General features: G+C 64.6%; 14 protein-coding genes and 1 pseudogene. 9 read left to right on the top strand and 6 right to left on the bottom strand.

Annotated features, from left to right (window positions below; all coding sequences use genetic code 11):
* Positions 1-359: 359 nt before the first annotated feature.
* Positions 360-1,104: pseudogene (locus tag ACODRX_RS09915) on the bottom strand (IS4 family transposase); the annotation flags it as partial.
* 146 nt (positions 1,105-1,250) lie between these two features.
* On the opposite strand from ACODRX_RS09915, the gene ACODRX_RS09910 reads away from it, so the two are divergent.
* From ACODRX_RS09910 to ACODRX_RS09880, 7 genes are all read left to right on the top strand, one after another.
* A complete protein-coding gene (locus ACODRX_RS09910) occupies positions 1,251-1,982 on the top strand; it encodes a FadR/GntR family transcriptional regulator (protein ID WP_488871298.1) in 732 nt (243 codons plus the stop codon).
* A gap of 7 nt (positions 1,983-1,989) precedes the next feature.
* Positions 1,990-3,015 (top strand): NAD(P)-dependent oxidoreductase, encoded by a 1,026-nt coding sequence (locus tag ACODRX_RS09905; RefSeq protein ID WP_488871297.1) that lies wholly within the window; start codon positions 1,990-1,992, stop codon positions 3,013-3,015.
* Positions 3,012-4,178 (top strand): mandelate racemase/muconate lactonizing enzyme family protein, encoded by a 1,167-nt coding sequence (locus ACODRX_RS09900; RefSeq protein WP_488871295.1) that lies wholly within the window; start codon positions 3,012-3,014, stop codon positions 4,176-4,178. Before ACODRX_RS09905 ends, ACODRX_RS09900 begins: the two co-directional genes overlap by 4 nt.
* A 46-nt stretch (positions 4,179-4,224) precedes the next feature.
* Positions 4,225-5,364, top strand: a complete 1,140-nt coding sequence (locus tag ACODRX_RS09895; protein ID WP_488871321.1) for a mandelate racemase/muconate lactonizing enzyme family protein — start codon at positions 4,225-4,227, stop codon at positions 5,362-5,364.
* A gap of 83 nt (positions 5,365-5,447) precedes the next feature.
* Positions 5,448-6,434 (top strand): tripartite tricarboxylate transporter substrate binding protein, encoded by a 987-nt coding sequence (locus ACODRX_RS09890; RefSeq protein ID WP_488871293.1) that lies wholly within the window; start codon positions 5,448-5,450, stop codon positions 6,432-6,434.
* Positions 6,435-6,476: 42 nt separating this feature from the next.
* A complete protein-coding gene (locus ACODRX_RS09885) occupies positions 6,477-7,460 on the top strand; it encodes a Bug family tripartite tricarboxylate transporter substrate binding protein (protein WP_488871292.1) in 984 nt (327 codons plus the stop codon).
* Positions 7,461-7,579: 119 nt separating this feature from the next.
* Positions 7,580-7,879 carry a putative quinol monooxygenase gene (locus ACODRX_RS09880; RefSeq protein WP_488871290.1) on the top strand — a complete coding sequence of 100 codons (300 nt, stop codon included), beginning with the start codon at positions 7,580-7,582 and terminating at the stop codon, positions 7,877-7,879.
* Between the two features lie 41 nt (positions 7,880-7,920).
* On the opposite strand, the gene ACODRX_RS09875 is transcribed toward ACODRX_RS09880, so the two are convergent.
* Positions 7,921-8,808 (bottom strand): LysR family transcriptional regulator, encoded by an 888-nt coding sequence (locus tag ACODRX_RS09875; protein WP_488871288.1) that lies wholly within the window; start codon positions 8,806-8,808, stop codon positions 7,921-7,923.
* A 73-nt stretch (positions 8,809-8,881) separates the two neighbouring features.
* On the opposite strand from ACODRX_RS09875, the gene ACODRX_RS09870 reads away from it, so the two are divergent.
* Positions 8,882-9,076: a hypothetical protein gene (locus ACODRX_RS09870; RefSeq protein WP_488871287.1), complete on the top strand. Its 195-nt coding sequence runs from the start codon at positions 8,882-8,884 to the stop codon at positions 9,074-9,076.
* 107 nt (positions 9,077-9,183) lie between these two features.
* On the opposite strand, the gene ACODRX_RS09865 is transcribed toward ACODRX_RS09870, so the two are convergent.
* The 3 genes from ACODRX_RS09865 to ACODRX_RS09855 all read right to left on the bottom strand — a co-directional run bounded on the left by ACODRX_RS09865 (position 9,184) and on the right by ACODRX_RS09855 (position 11,966).
* Positions 9,184-9,702 (bottom strand): hypothetical protein, encoded by a 519-nt coding sequence (locus ACODRX_RS09865; RefSeq protein ID WP_488871286.1) that lies wholly within the window; start codon positions 9,700-9,702, stop codon positions 9,184-9,186.
* A 156-nt stretch (positions 9,703-9,858) separates the two neighbouring features.
* Positions 9,859-10,704: an S-formylglutathione hydrolase gene (gene fghA, locus ACODRX_RS09860; RefSeq protein WP_488871319.1), complete on the bottom strand. Its 846-nt coding sequence runs from the start codon at positions 10,702-10,704 to the stop codon at positions 9,859-9,861.
* 143 nt (positions 10,705-10,847) lie between these two features.
* Complete coding sequence (locus tag ACODRX_RS09855) at positions 10,848-11,966, bottom strand: S-(hydroxymethyl)glutathione dehydrogenase/class III alcohol dehydrogenase (RefSeq protein ID WP_488871285.1); 1,119 nt, start codon at positions 11,964-11,966, stop codon at positions 10,848-10,850.
* A 236-nt stretch (positions 11,967-12,202) separates the two neighbouring features.
* On the opposite strand from ACODRX_RS09855, the gene ACODRX_RS09850 reads away from it, so the two are divergent.
* Positions 12,203-13,225: a GlxA family transcriptional regulator gene (locus tag ACODRX_RS09850; protein WP_488871284.1), complete on the top strand. Its 1,023-nt coding sequence runs from the start codon at positions 12,203-12,205 to the stop codon at positions 13,223-13,225.
* 15 nt (positions 13,226-13,240) lie between these two features.
* Here ACODRX_RS09850 and ACODRX_RS09845 read toward each other — a convergent pair whose 3' ends face one another.
* Positions 13,241-14,530, bottom strand: a complete 1,290-nt coding sequence (locus ACODRX_RS09845) for a DEAD/DEAH box helicase (protein ID WP_488871283.1) — start codon at positions 14,528-14,530, stop codon at positions 13,241-13,243.
* Positions 14,531-14,676 lie beyond the last annotated feature (146 nt).

Genomic DNA, 14,676 nt, shown 5'->3' with positions numbered 1-14,676 from the left:
CGACCTGCGGGTGTACGAGGTGACTGAGCGCCGGGCTTGAACCATGCCGGCGAGTGTCGAGTTCTGGTGCGATGCCGTCATGCCCATGTGGAATGCCGCCGCACCAGGTGCATGCCTGCAAACCCGAGGCCGGTGCGCCGTGAAACTACCAGATGCAGCACCTGGATGCCGGCTGGGTGCAGGCGCTGCGGTGCAGCCACTTGCCGCAGTATGCCGGCGGGGTGTACGTCAGCACCAGCGCGGAGGTGAATGCGCACTTTTGCGCACTGAACCGAATGGCACTTACTTTAGCGAGTTCGTGGGGCATGTCCGTGTATTCGCGGGTGTTCGCGTGCAAGTGCCCGAGGCTCTTTGAGTCAAGGATAGGATTTAGGTCGTCGCTTTCGCATGCGAGGCTCCTGGCGGCCAGGGCGATTGGCCACCGTACGCTGCGCGATGAGCTCGAACAGTGCGTTGTGGCTTGCCGTGGCTGACAAATCCCTGGCACTCCATTCGCTGCATAGCTGCACGGTGTGTTTGAAGCTCAGCGAGCAGTGGATCCACTGCAGCGTGACGGGCTGCCTGCGCCATCAGTAGCCGGATCACGTTGTAGGCCAGCAGGTGGACCCATAGTTGCTTGATATTCATCTCCAAGCTGTGGCAATCGAGCACATCCATACCCATGCTCGTCTTGATATTGCGCAGATCAAACTCCACGTTCCAGCGCTTGGCGTACAACTGCGAGAGTTGTTCTTGACTGACCTCTCGTGCATCGAGCAGGCTGGTGACCACTATCCTGTGCTGGCGTTTGGACTCACGCAGCATCAACTGCTCAGGAAACGCCTGATACTGCTGGCGAGTCATCCAGTTGGGACGGTGCGCCGGCTTGGACCAGCTCACTATGTGATCGCACTTGCCCAGGGACTTGCCTCGCCGAAAGTCGGTATGTCGCGCGCCATGCTGCTGCATGACGATATCCACTTCTGCGGCCAGCATCGTGGCAATCAACCAGTAGTTGCAGTACAGCGCATCGGCCAGCACCACGTCGCGCGCACTGAAGGTGCCGTGCGGATCGCGAAGCAACGCCAACTTACCCGTGTCCTTGCCTGCATAGGGCCCCACGGCTGACGGCGGCCCAGATTCCGGCTGTTTCATAGGTTGGCAGCAAGCTGATGGCAATCCAGGGGTAAACCCTGTTGTTTCTTGAGTTGGATTGATCGCAAAATTTGGTCATGCCAAATTGGTTTTACCAATTTGGTCTATCCAATTTGATGATGAATACCAACTCCTCTCACATGCACAGTGACAGTGCCCAGCTTTTGTCGCGAATGCTCCCTTTCATCCGCGAACGGGGCTATGAGCCTGGCGAGCGCATTCCTTCCGAGCGCGAGCTGTCAGAGCGCTTCGGCGTCAGTCGCGGCTTGCTGCGCGAGGCGTTGTCTGCTCTTGAGGCCTTGCGTGTCGTGCAGCGCAGGCCCCAGTCAGGTATCTACCTGCGCGATGTGGCGCGCGAAGCCTCGCTGGACATGCTGGTGGTCGAGTCCGAGTTGGGCATGCCAGCCTCTCCGGATGACGTCAAGGATCTGAACGAATTCCGCTCCATGCTTGAGATTCAGTCGGTCCAACTGGCTTGCATTCGGCGGACCGATGCGGACATCGCGCTGATCGACGAGATCCTGGCCGTCTCCAATGCCCGGCATGCGGCCGGACAGTCGCTCAGCGAGGAAGACGCGCGTTTTCACATTGCGTTGTGCTCCGCCAGCGGCAACAAACTCATCCAACGCGCTGCAAACTCTTTCTGGCTGGCGTCCCGTGCACGCCGGGAGCGCTACTTCAGCGACCCAGCCAATGGGCGCCGCTCCATTGCTCAGCACACGGCCTTGCGCAATGCGGTGGCTGCCGGCGAAGCGGCGCGGGCCTTGGACATCCTGCAGGATCATCTCGGCAACGTGGAACGCTTCTGGCTCGGCCAAGTCGAGGCGGACGTGCTGCGCACGAAGTGAGTTTGCAATGCTGGTTGATCTCATCCGCACTTCGGCCGTGGGCGATCGGCCCGCTGTCTTGCTGACGCAGCCGATCGAGCCACGGCAGGCAGAGCGACTGGCTGCCCATGCGCAAGTCCGTGTGGCGAGCGCTGTAGACGGCGAAACCCTGTGCCGCGAAGCCGCAGGTGTGAGCGTGGTGGTTGTGCGCGATCCGCTGCCCGAGCGCCTGTTCGATGAAGCACGCAGTTTGCGTGGCGTTGTTCGCCATGGCGCTGGTTTGGACATGATTCCAGTTGCGGCGGCTAGCCGCGCCGGGGTGGCCGTGGCCAATGTGCCCGGTGCAAATGCCAGCACCGTGGCCGAGTACGTCGTTGGTCAGATGATTGCTTTGGCCCGTCGGCTGGGAGCCATCGATGCCATGCTGCGCACGCAGGGCTGGCCGGCGGCGCGCGGGATGGCCGACAGCGGCTTGGATCTGTGCGGCAAGACGGTGACCATCGTGGGCATGGGTGCCATCGGCAGGGCGGTGGCCCGCATTTGTGCCCTGGGCCTGGGCATGCGGGCCCTGGGGGTGCGGCGCACGCCACCGGCGAACGAAGACCGATGCTGCGAATACCTCTCGTTGGAAGATGCGCTGCCCCAGACCGATTTCCTGGTGCTGGCATGCCCGTTGACGGCCGAGACGCGCGGTCTTGTCGATGCGGCATGCTTGGAGCGCATCAAGCCGGGAGCGAGGCTGATCAATGTCTCGCGCGGCCCTGTGGTGTGCCAATCCGCGCTGGTGCAAGCGCTAGAAGCCGGGCAGCTGGCGGGCGCTGCGCTCGATGTCTTCGAGTCCCAGCCCTTGCCGGCTGGCTCGCCGTTGCCGAGGCTTCCCAATGTCTTGCTGTCTCCACACATGGCTGGCATCACCAGCGACAGCATGCAGCGCATGAGCGAGATCGCCGTCGACCAAGTGCTGGAAATTCTCCGCGGTCGGCTGCCTCGCCATTTCGTCAACCCCGATGCGCAGGAAGCGATCTTCCGGCGCTGGTCTCAACTTCCGCTATGAAAATCAAGAGCATCAAGGCCTGCTGGCTGCATGTCCCCATTCCCTATGAGAAGCAGCACGTGTCCGATTTCGGCCGTGTCGCATCGTTCGACTCCGTCCTGGTGCGCATCGAGACCGAGGATGGCCTGGTTGGCTGGGGCGAAGCGAAGGAGGAGGTCGGCAGCGAAGGTAACAGCCATGGCGTCGTCGCCATCATCAACCACAAGTTCGGCCCCGCGCTGGTGGGAGAAGATGCGCGTGACATCAATCGCCTGTGGGAGCAGATGTACAGCGGCTGCCGTGGGCACTATGCCCTGCAGCACGGCCACGTGTTTCCCATCATGGGCCGCCGCGGCGTGTCCATTGCCGCCATCAGCGGCATCGACATGGCGCTGTGGGATCTGTTGGGCAAGCATCTTGGTCAGCCGGTGTGGCGGCTGCTTGGCGGACGCAAGGCCGAACGCATGCAAGCCTACGCCTCGGGCGGGTGGGCCGATGCCGACCACATTGGCGAGCAGTTGCTGGGCTATGTACGGCGCGGGGGATTCCGCGCGGTGAAGATGCGCGTCGGCGTGATCGATGGCGATCCGATCCATTCGGCCCGCCGTGTCATCGCGGCGCGCGAGGCTCTGGGCCCTGACATCGGCCTGGCCTGCGATGCCCATGGTACCTACACGGTGGCCGAGGCCAAGCGGTTCTGCCGGCTCGTCGAAGACTGCAACCTGCTGTGGTTCGAGGAGCCGGTCACGGCTGACGACAAGCGCGGCATGGCCGAAGTGCGCGCATCCACTGCGATTCCGATTGCCGCTGGCGAAAGCGAATTCAACCGCTTCGATTTCCGCGATCTTGCCGAGCTTCGCGCCGCTGATGTCTTCCAGCCCGATTTGGCCATCTGCGGCGGCATCACCGAAGCGATGCGTATTGGAGCGATTGCTTCGGCATGGAACATCAAGCTTGCTCCGCATTTGTGGACTGGCGCGCTGGCGTTTTCTGCGGGCATGCAGGTGGCTTGCGCCTCGCCTGCAGGCTGGCTGCTGGAGTACTCGGTGGGCGCAAATCCACTGCTGCAGGAGCTGGCGCAGGAGCAGTTCGGCGTGAGCGACGGGCTGATCGATATCCCCGATCGCCCGGGCCTGGGCATCACGATCCGCGAAGACTTCGTGGACCGCTATACGGTGGCTTGATCCGCGCGCCGCCCAACAGATCGAAAGGAATACAAGACACATGAGCATGAAGATCGAGAGCGTCACGGCCTTTGCGATGACCTATGAATTTCCCAAGGGCAGGACTGTGCCCATGGGCATCGGCAATGCCCAGAAGCGCGATGTGATCGTGGTGCGCGTTCGCACCAGCGACGGCATTGTGGGCTACGGGGAATCCCATCCCGGGCGCAGTCCGGGCGCGGTGGCCAGCCTCATCAACAATACGCTGGGCCCGCTGGTGAGCGGCATGGAGGCTTGTGACACTGTGGGCGTGTGGTCTCGGGTGCAGCGCATGCAGCTGTCCAGCCATGGCCTTGGCGCGGCCTCGGCGATTGCGTTGAGCGGAATCGACATTGCGCTGTGGGATGTACGCGGCAAGGCTGCCGGCATGCCACTGTACCGGTTGCTCGGCGGCTCGCGGCGGCGCGTCAAGGCCTATGCCGGCGGAGTGGCGCTGGGCTATCAGGCGCCATCTGCGCTCGCTGAGGAGGCCGCAGGCCATGTGGCCCGTGGCTACCGCGCCGTAAAGCTGCGGGTGGGCGATACCGTGGAGCGGGATCTCGAACGCATCCGTGCGGTACGGCTTGCACTGGGCGGCGAGATCGAGATCCTCGTCGACGCCAACACGGCCTATACCCTGGCCGACGTGCGCCGCGTGCTGCCCGCGCTGGAGGAGTTGCAGGTTGGCTGGCTTGAAGAGCCCTTTGCCTGCCAGGACTTCGCTTCATACCGGGCTGCGGCGCAGATCAGCCAGCGCGTGCCACTGGCTGCTGGAGAGAACCACTACACGCGCTTCGAGTTCGCGCGCATGTTGGAAGACCGCGCAGTGCAGGTATTCCAGCCAGATTTGTCCAAGACCGGCGGCGTTACCGAAACCCAGCGCATTGCTGCGCTGGCTTCGGCATGGCGTATTCCGATCCACCCGCACAGTTCCGCTGGCGGGATCAACATGGCCAGCACCGTCCATCTTCTGTCGGCCATCGACAACGCCGGCTACTTCGAGGCTTGCGTGTCGCAACTCAATCCGCTTCGCGACATGTTCGGCACGCCGTTCGAGATTGGCGCAGACGGCTGCGTTGAGCCCATCGACCGGCCCGGCGTGGGGCTGGAAGTGGATGAAAAGGCCTTCGCCGCCTTTCCGCTGATCGACGGCCTGGGCTACTCCTGAGCACTGACCAGGCGCGGGGACGTGGCGTGCATTGGCGCTACGGAAGCACCCGTATCTTTTTTCAAGAACTTGACGGAGACATCATGAATTCATTCGATAGCGGCCGCCGTGCCGCGCTTGCCGGCTTGGTGGCCGCCGGATTGATCCTGCCCTTCGGCGCCGGAGCACAAGGCAAATACCCCGACAAGCCGATCCGGCTGCTGGTCCCATTCGCCGCAGGTGGAACTACCTCGGCCCTGGCCCGGCTGTTGGCCGAACGACTGACGCAGAGCCTTGGCCAGAGCGTGATAGTTGAAAACCGGCCCGGCGCCGGCGGAAACATCGCGATGGAGGCCGTTGCACGTTCGGCACCCGATGGCTATACCTTGCTCATGGGGCCTATCGGGCTGGCGATCAATCCGGCAATCTATCCGAAGCTGAATTTCGACCCGCTCAAGGACTTTGCGCCTATCAGCCTGTATGGCGGTGTGGCGAACATCCTGGCGGTCAGCTCGTCGCTGCCCATCCATTCCGTCAAGGAACTCATTGCCTATGCAAAGGCCAACCCTGGCAAGCTCTCGCAGGGATCGAGCGGCAACGGAAGTTCCAGCCACCTCGCAGGGGAAATGCTCAAGGCAAAAACGGGAATCAACATCCTTCACGTGCCGTACAAGGGCGGAGCTGCGGCCATGACGGACGTGCTGGGCGGACAGACATCGATGCTGTTCGACCAGGTTCCTGCCGTGCTGCCTCACGTGCAGAGCGGCCGCGTGCGTGCGCTTGCGGTAACCACGGCACGCCGCTCCTCGGCAGCGCCTGACATTCCTACCATGATCGAGGCTGGGGTGCCCGGCTATGACGTCAACGTGTGGTTCGGTATCCTCGCGCCGGCTGGAACGCCGGCCTCCATCGTGGCAAGGTTGAACACCGAGATCAACAAGACGCTGAAGGACACCGATTTCCAGGCAAGCCTGATCAAGATGGGCGTCGATCCGATGCCCAGCACAGCGGTGGAGTTTGCCGACTTCCTGCGAAAGGAAACACAGCGCTGGGCCGAGGTGGTCAAAGTATCGGGCGCTAAATTGGACTAACCCCTGGCCATGGAGCATGGATGGCCTAACGGAGATACGGGCATGAATCTGATCAGGAGAGTTTCGCTGGCGGCAGCTTGCGCCGCATTGTTGGGGATGGGCCACGCTGCTGCGCAGGCGCAGGTGAACTATCCCACCAAGGGGTTGCGGGTCATCGTGCCCTTTCCTCCTGGGGGCGCGTCCGATACGCTTGGACGCATGGTGGCACAGCACTTGTCGAACGCCTTGGGGCAGCCTGCGATAGTCGAGAATCGGCCCGGTGCAGGCGGCAACATTGGCGCCGAGGCCGGAGCAAGGGCTGCTCCCGACGGATACACGCTTACGTTGGCGGCAGCGGGTTTCATGGCTGTGAACCCGTCGATCTACCCAAAGCTCAGCTACGACTCTGCGACGGACTTTCAACCTGTCTCGCTGCTGGTGAAGGCTCCGCTTCTGCTGGTGGTCAATCCCGGTGTTCCGGCAAAGAATGCCAAGGAGTTCATCGAACTGGCCAGGCGGGAGCCCGGCAAGCTCACCATAGGCAATGGCGGCACCGGGACCGCACAGCATCTGGGCGCCGTCAGCTTTGCCATGGCGGCGGGGGTGGACGTTCAGCACATCCCATACAAGGGTAGTGCACCGGCGACCACCGATCTGCTGGGCGGCGTGGTTCAGGCGCAGTTCGACAATCTTGTCACCCTGGTCCCATTCGTCAAGAGCGGCAAACTGCGTGCATTGGGCGTTTCCTCCAGTAGCCGCGTGCCCGCGCTACCTGAAGTACCGACGATCGCAGAAAGCGCGCTGCGCGGCTTCGAGACAGGAACCTGGTACGGTATCGTGGTGCCGAAGAATACGCCGCGGCCGGTGGTTGACAAGATCAACGCCGCGCTCCAGGCGATGTTGGCCGATCCGGCTACCAAAGAAAAGCTCGTGGATCTTGGCCTGGAGCCTGAAGGCGGCAGCCCCGAGCAGTTCGGGGCGCTGATCCGCGCCGATATCGCCAGGTATGCCGCGGTGGTAAAGGTGGCCCACATCAAGGTTGAATAGTCTTTCCAGTCCTCGCCGACAAGCCCAGGGTACCGCAGGGTGAGCCTTGCAATGCCCTGGCCCGGGCATTGCCACCGCCGAGGATAATGCGCTGGAATCGGCCTTGCCTGGGGGAAAGAATGCAACTGATCGTAGGAACCGTGCGCCTGCCCGCCGAGAACCTGGAGCGCGCCCGCCCCGCCATGCGGGCCATGGTGCAGGCCTCGCGCGCCGAGCCGGGCTGCCTCGAATACGGCTATGCCGAAGACGTGCTGGTGCCGGGCCTGATCCATGTGAAGGAGCTGTGGCGCGACCAGGCTGCGCTGGATGCGCATTTCGCATCCAGCCATATCGCCGCATGGCGTGCGGCCTGGCCCGCGCTGGGCATTGGCGAGCGCGACCTGCGGGTGTACGAGGTGACCGAGGCGCGCCGGACCTGATCGCAGGATTGCCGCGGCACCGTTGCCATTAGAACACGCTCTTAGCTCGCAAAATCGGCCAGCACCTGCAGCACGCTAACGATGGCTTGGTTGGGCACGGGCGCATGCCGGTGCGCCACGGCCATGGGGCGCATCAGCGTGGGCTGCAGCTGGCGTATCTGCACGCCTGGTGCATGCTGCTGGTCTTCGACTTCTTCGAGCGGCAGCAGGGCGGCGCTCTGGCTGGCCGCCGCCAGGCTCTTGAGCGCGCCGGGGTAGCTCAGCGTGAGGAAGGGGCGCGGATGGAAACCCGCCTGGCCGAACCAGGCCGAGATCAGCCCATGCATCTGCGTGGCCGGTGCAAACGAGGCCCAGCGGCGGCCGGCCAGCCACTCGGGCGTCACCTGCTCGGGGGCATGCCACGACGCGGGCAGCAGCGCCACCATCGGGTCGTTGCGCCAGGGCGTCAGCCGGATCTCCGCCACCGCGGGCTGCGGGCTGGCGACGATGGCAACGTCGAGCGTGCCGGCCTTCAGGCGCAGCATGGCGTCGGCCGATCCCAGCGCTTCGAGCCGTACCTCCACCCCCGGGCTGCGCTGGCCCAGCGCTTCGAGCATCATCGGCAGCAGCCGGGTGCTGACGCCGGCCGAAACCCCCACGCGCACCAGGCCTTCGAGCCCGCTGGCGCGGCGCCGCACCAGCTCGATGAGATCGTCGCTGGCCGCGAGCAGCTTGCGGCCCTCATGCACCAGGGCCGCGCCGGCCGGGGTCAGCTCGGCCTGCCGCCGGCCGCGCACGACCAGCTCGGCGCGCATGCGCGACTCCAGCTCCTTGATGTGCAGGCTGACCGTGGGCGGCGCTAGGTGCAGCGCCTGGGCCGCCGCGGCAAACGTGCCCAGATCGGCAATGGCGACCAGCGTCTGCAGTTGGTCGAGGTTGAGGTTGCGCATCAGGATTTATGAATTTGACGGTCAGTGAATTCAACTTTACAGATGGTAGAGCAAATACGAGCATGGCAGTGCCATGTCGAATGAAATCCATCCCCTTGAATCTCGCGACCATCCCACAGCTTCGCAGCCGCGGGGCCAGCGCTGCGGCAACGAGCCGCCCCCGGCCGATCCGCCGCCACGCCGCTGGCTGCGCTGGGCCGCCGCCGCGCTGGAGCGGGCCGAGCGGCGGGTCACCGAGAATTTTCGGGTGCCGCCGGGTGGGGGGTGAGGTGGGGTGTGCCGGTATTGCAGGGGTGCTGCGTCGCGTGCTGGGAGGCTGCAGTCGGCTGGGAGTCGTTGATGACCACAAGAGAAAGCAGCCACTCACCGCCTGCGTTATGTCGCCACGATTTTGCCAGCCATTAGCGATGCCTTTAAGTCGATGACAGGCTCTCTAGATCCGACCTGGTAGGTGTACGACAGTGACTGGCCTTTAGCAATGTCAACGAGTTGAACGAGAGCCTCCGTTGCCCTCAAAACTTTAGCTGGCAGGTCTCTCGGCTCGAAGCTGCTAAGCATGCCCAGCTTCATATGTGCGATCTGCTCGTGTCGAATCTTCAAGACTGGCTCTGCGTGGGAAAGAAACTTGTCTGCAGCATCTTTCACGGCTGCATGAGGTGCCTGAAATGAGCCGCGTTTCAAAAGCATCGAAACAGATCTAACGTCCTTTCGCTTATCTGCGAGGCGAGCAATGCGGACTACCAAGATTTCCATCAATGCATTCATGGCCACAAGCTGATTTGCAAGGTCGAGTCTTGTGGCACTACTAGCAAGGTTTTCCATCAATCGCTGATGCGTGTAGATTGTTGTCAAAATGTGCCATGTCTCAACTTCGATCTCATCAAGGATTGTCACGGATGCTCCATTGCAACATAACGTGGTTAGATCATAGAGACCACAGGTCATCCATGGACGATAGCTGTGGGTCCACAGCCACCATACCTTTCAAAAGAAATCCGCCCGATGGCGGATTTTTTGAGCCCGCAGATTTCCGCCGTGGCAGCCTCACCCTCACAACTGCCCCGCATGCCAGCGCAGGTGCTCGTCCACAAAACTCTGGATGAAGTAGTAGCCGTGGTCGTAGCCCGCATGGCGGCGCAGCGTGAGCGGCTGGCCGGCTTGTTCGCAGGCGGCCTCGAAGGCCTCGGGCAGCAGCTGCTTTTCGAGCAGGAATTTGTCGGCCAGGCCCTGGTCGATGAGGATGCCCGCGGGGTAGGGCGCCTGCTTTTGCGCGGCCATCAGTGCGCTGGCATCGTGCCGGGCCCATTCGGCCTGGTCGTCGCCCAGGTAGCCGGCAAAGGCCTTCTGGCCCCAGGGGCAGTTGACGGGATTGGCGATGGGCGCGAAGGCCGAGAGGCTCTTGAAGCGGCCTGGGTGGCGCAGCGCCAGCGTGAGCGCGCCGTGCCCCCCCATGCTGTGGCCGAAGATGCCCAGGTGCTTCAGGTCCACGGGCAGCCTGGCGCCGACCAGCGGCAGCAGCTCGTTCAGGAGGTAGCTTTCCATGCGCCAGTGCAGGGCCCAGGGCTTGGCCGTGGCGTCGAGGTAGAAGCCCGCGCCCACGCCGAAGTCCCAGGCATCGGCTTCGCCGGGCAGGCCCGCGCCGCGCGGGCTGGTGTCGGGGCAGATCAGCGCGATGTTCAGCTCGGCCGCCAGGCGCTGGGCGCCAGCCTTGATCATGAAGGTTTCCTCGGTGCAGGTCAGGCCCGCCAGGTAGAGCAGGGCAGGTACCTTCTCGCCGGCCGCGGCCTTGGGCGGCAGGTAGACCGAGAACTTCATGGGCAGGCCGATCTCGCTGGAGAAGTGCTCGTAGTAGCGCTGCGCGCCGCCAAAGCAGGCATGGGCGCTCTTGAGTTCCATGGGGGGCTGGGCCGTCATCGGTGCTCCAAAATCAGAAGCTGCAAGCGCTTGATCATCAAGCGATTGCAGCATGTTTCATATTGAAAGTATTGCCTGTGCTGCGCAAATAGCTATGTTTTATATAGCTATCGGCACTGGCGCAATCAGGCCTCGGCGTAGTTCACCACGCTGCGGATGGATTTGCCTTCGTGCATCAGGTCGAAGGCCTCGTTGATCTTCGCCAGGCCCATGGTGTGGGTGACGAAGGGCTTGAGCTGGATCTTGCCGTCCATCGCGTCTTGCACCATGCCGGGCAGCTCGCTCCTGCCCTTGACGCCGCCAAACGCGGTGCCGAGCCACTTGCGGCCGGTGACGAGCTGGAAAGGGCGGGTGCTGATTTCCTGGCCGGCGCCGGCCACGCCGATGATCACGCTCTGGCCCCAGCCGCGGTGCGCGCATTCCAGCGCGGCGCGCATCACGTTGACGTTGCCGATGCACTCGAAGCTGTGGTCCACGCCCCAGCCGGTCATCTCCACGATCACCTGCTGGATCGGCTTGTCGAAATCCTTGGGGTTGACGCAGTCGGTGGCGCCGAAGGTCTTGGCCAGCTCGAACTTGCCGGGGTTGGTGTCGATGGCGATGATGCGGCCGGCCTTGGCCAGCTTGGCGCCCTGCAGCACGGCCAGGCCGATGCCGCCCAGGCCGAACACCGCCACCGAGTCACCCTCTTGCACCTTGGCGGTGTTCTTGACCGCGCCCAGGCCGGTGGTCACGCCGCAGCCCAAGAGGCAGACCTGCTCGGGGTTGGCCTCGGGGCTGATCTTGGCCAGCGAGACTTCGGCCACCACGGTGTATTCGCTGAAGGTGGAGCAGCCCATGTAGTGGTAGATGGGCTGGCCGTTGTAGCTGAAGCGGGTGGTGCCGTCGGGCATCACGCCCTTGCCCTGGGTGGCGCGCACTGCCGTGCAGAGGTTGGTCTTGCCGCTCTTGCAGAACAGGCACTGGCCGCATTCGGCGGTGTACAGCGGAATCACATGGTCGCCGGGCTTGACGCTGGTCACGCCTTCGCCGACTTCGACCACGATGCCCGCGCCTTCATGGCCGAGCACCGCGGGAAAGATGCCTTCCGGGTCGTCGCCCGAGAGGGTGAAGGCATCGGTGTGGCATACGCCGGTGTGGGTGATCTTGACCAGCACTTCGCCCTTTTGCGGCGGGGCCACGTCGATCTCGACGATCTGCAGGGGGTCTCCGGCCTTGAAGGCCACGGCGGCGCGTGATTTCATGTCTGTCTTTCCTGTGTGGTGGGTGGGGCGAGGCCGCAGCTTCGCTGTGCGAAAGCCCGAATGTAGGCCACTTGGGCGGCGAAGGGGTGGCGCATGGCCGCTGCCTGAAGGGCTTTGGCCGAATATCGGTGTAGTTTATGGCCTCTTGGGGCCGGTGTTGTAAGTGGGGCGGTGCCGTGCCTTCCCCACGTATAGTCGACGTTTCAGCCAGCTGCTTTCTGCTCATTGCCTGCCCGATGGAACACCGCCATTCCCTGCCGCATCTGATCGATCTCATCGTCTACCCGGGCTTCAAGTCGCTGGAGGCGATAGGCCCCATGTCGGTGTTCGACTATGCCAATGTGCATCTGCGCGCGCGGGGGCAAAGCGATGGCTACCGGGTGCGCATCACGGCCGCGCAGAAAGGGATGGTGGCGTCGGACACGCTGATGGCGCTGCAGGCCACGCAGTCGCTGGCCGAGCTGCGCGAGCACAGCACAGGCTGCACCGTGATCGTGGTCGGCTCGCGCCATATCGAGCAGGTGCTGGCTGCCTCGGCCGAGCTGGTGCAATGGCTGCAGGCGGTGGCGCCCACGGTGGCGCGGCTGATCGCGCTGTGCTCGGGCAGTTTTTTCCTGGCCGAGGCCGGCCTGCTCGACGGCCGCCGCGCGGCCACGCACTGGAGCGTGGCCGGCGTGCTGGCCCAGCGCTATCCGCGGGTGCAGGTGGATGCCGATGCCATCTATGTGCGCGACGAGATACAGGACAGTGATGGCACTCGCCAGCTCTGGACCTCGGCCGGCGTGACTGCCGGCATCGACCTGGCTCTGGCCGTGGTGGAACAGGATTTCGGCCATGCGCTGGCGCTGGAGGTGGCGCGCGACCTGGTCATGTACCTCAAGCGGCCGGGCGGCCAATCGCAGTTCAGCGTGCCGCTGGCGGCGCAGTCCACGCGGCACAGCGGCGTGCAGGCGGTGCAGCAATGGGTGCTGGCGCATCTGGCAGAGCCGGTGACGCTGGCGCAGATGGCCGAGCAGGCGGCGATGAGCGAGCGGCATTTCCGGCGCGTGTTCCAGCAGGAGACGGGGCAGAGCCCGTCGGCCTTCGTCGAGCATGCGCGGCTCGAAGCCGCCAAGCAGCTGCTGGAAAACCGCAGCCAGTGGCCGCTCAAGACCGTGGCCGCGCATGTGGGCCTGGGCTCGGAGCAGGCGCTGCGGCATCTGTTCGTGAGAAAGCTGGGCATCACGCCGGTGGCCTACCGCGAGCGCTTTGGCGATTGAGCGCCGGCCCCGGTTTCAGCGGGGCTTGCCGGCCGCAGCGGCGCGCAGTTTGTCTTTCTTGCTCGTGCGCCGGCCCTTGATGCCGCCATTTCCGTCCTGCGCCACGAGTGGCGGCGGGGGCGGCTCGGTGGGCTCGAAGCCGGGCAACAGCTCCAGTTCCAGCTCCAGGCCGTTGCGCTTGCAGATCAGCTGCCAGTGCGCGCTGTCGGCGGGCGTCACCAAGCTGATGGCCAGGCCGTGGTGGCCGGCGCGCCCCGTGCGGCCAATGCGGTGTACATAGTCGGCGGCCGAGCGCGGCAGGTCGTAGTTGACGACCACGGGCAGCTGCGCGATGTCGATGCCGCGCGCGGCCAGGTCGGTGGTGATCAGCAGCTGAAGGCGCCGGGCCTTGAACTGCGCCAGCACTTCGTTGCGCGCGCCCTGGCTCATGTCGCCGTGGAAAGGGGCGGCATGGATGCCGGCGCGGTAGAGCTTGTCGGCCAGCATCTCGGCCGTGTGCCGCTTGGCGACGAAGACCAGCGCGCGCTCCCAGTCCGGGCTGTCCTTGCCGTCTTGCAGTAGCTGGCGCAGCAGCTGGGTGCGGCGCGTGCTGTCGACGGCAATGGCGCGCTGGGCGATGCTATCCGGACTGCTGGCGTGCTCGGCAGTGGCGTCTGCCTCCACCTGCGCGTGTACCGGCTCGTGCAGCAGCTGGCCGGCCAGGGCCTGCACGTTCTGCGCAAAGGTGGCCGAGAACAGCAAGGTCTGGCGTTGGCGCGGCAGCAGGGCCAGCACGCGGTTGAGTTCGTCGGCAAAGCCCGGGTCGAGCAGGCGGTCGGCCTCGTCCAGCACCAGGTGCCGCACCGTGCCCAGGCGCACGGCATTGTGTTCCACCAGGTCGAGCAGGCGGCCGGGCGTGGCAACGAGGAAGTCGGCGCTGCCGCGCAGCTGCATCATCTGCGGGTTGATGGACACGCCGCCGTAGACCACGCGGTAGCGCGGGGGCTGCTGCAGGGGGCGCACCAGATCGCTCAGCATCTCGTGCACCTGCAGCGCCAGCTCGCGCGTGGGCACGAGGATCAAGGTGCCCAGCGTGCGGATGAAGCCGCTGCGGCTGTGCGCGGCGCCCGAGTCCAGCCAGCGCTGCAGCAGCGGCAGCAGGTAGGCGGCGGTCTTGCCCGAGCCCGTGGGCGCGCAGGCCTGGAGGTCGCGGCCCGCGAGCACGGCCGGCACGGCCTGCTGCTGGATGGGCGTGGGCTCGGCCAGCCCCAGTTCAAGGGCCGTATTCACCAGCGCGGAGCGCAGGCCGAGGGTGGCAAAAGTCATGGCGGATACCAATCAAGAGCAAAAGTCGTGGAACAGGCAGGGCTCAGTTGCGGGACGGCCAGCAAGGGCCGCCCCGCAGCAAGGGCTGCCCCAGCCAAGGCTGTCGTCCCCCTTGGGGGAAGCGGCGAAGCAGCACAGGGGGGAGC

This window comes from Comamonas sp. FG99 (genome assembly GCF_057808605.1).
The sequence above is the reverse complement of the archived record's forward strand: the minus strand, read 5'-3'. Positions and strand labels throughout refer to the sequence as shown.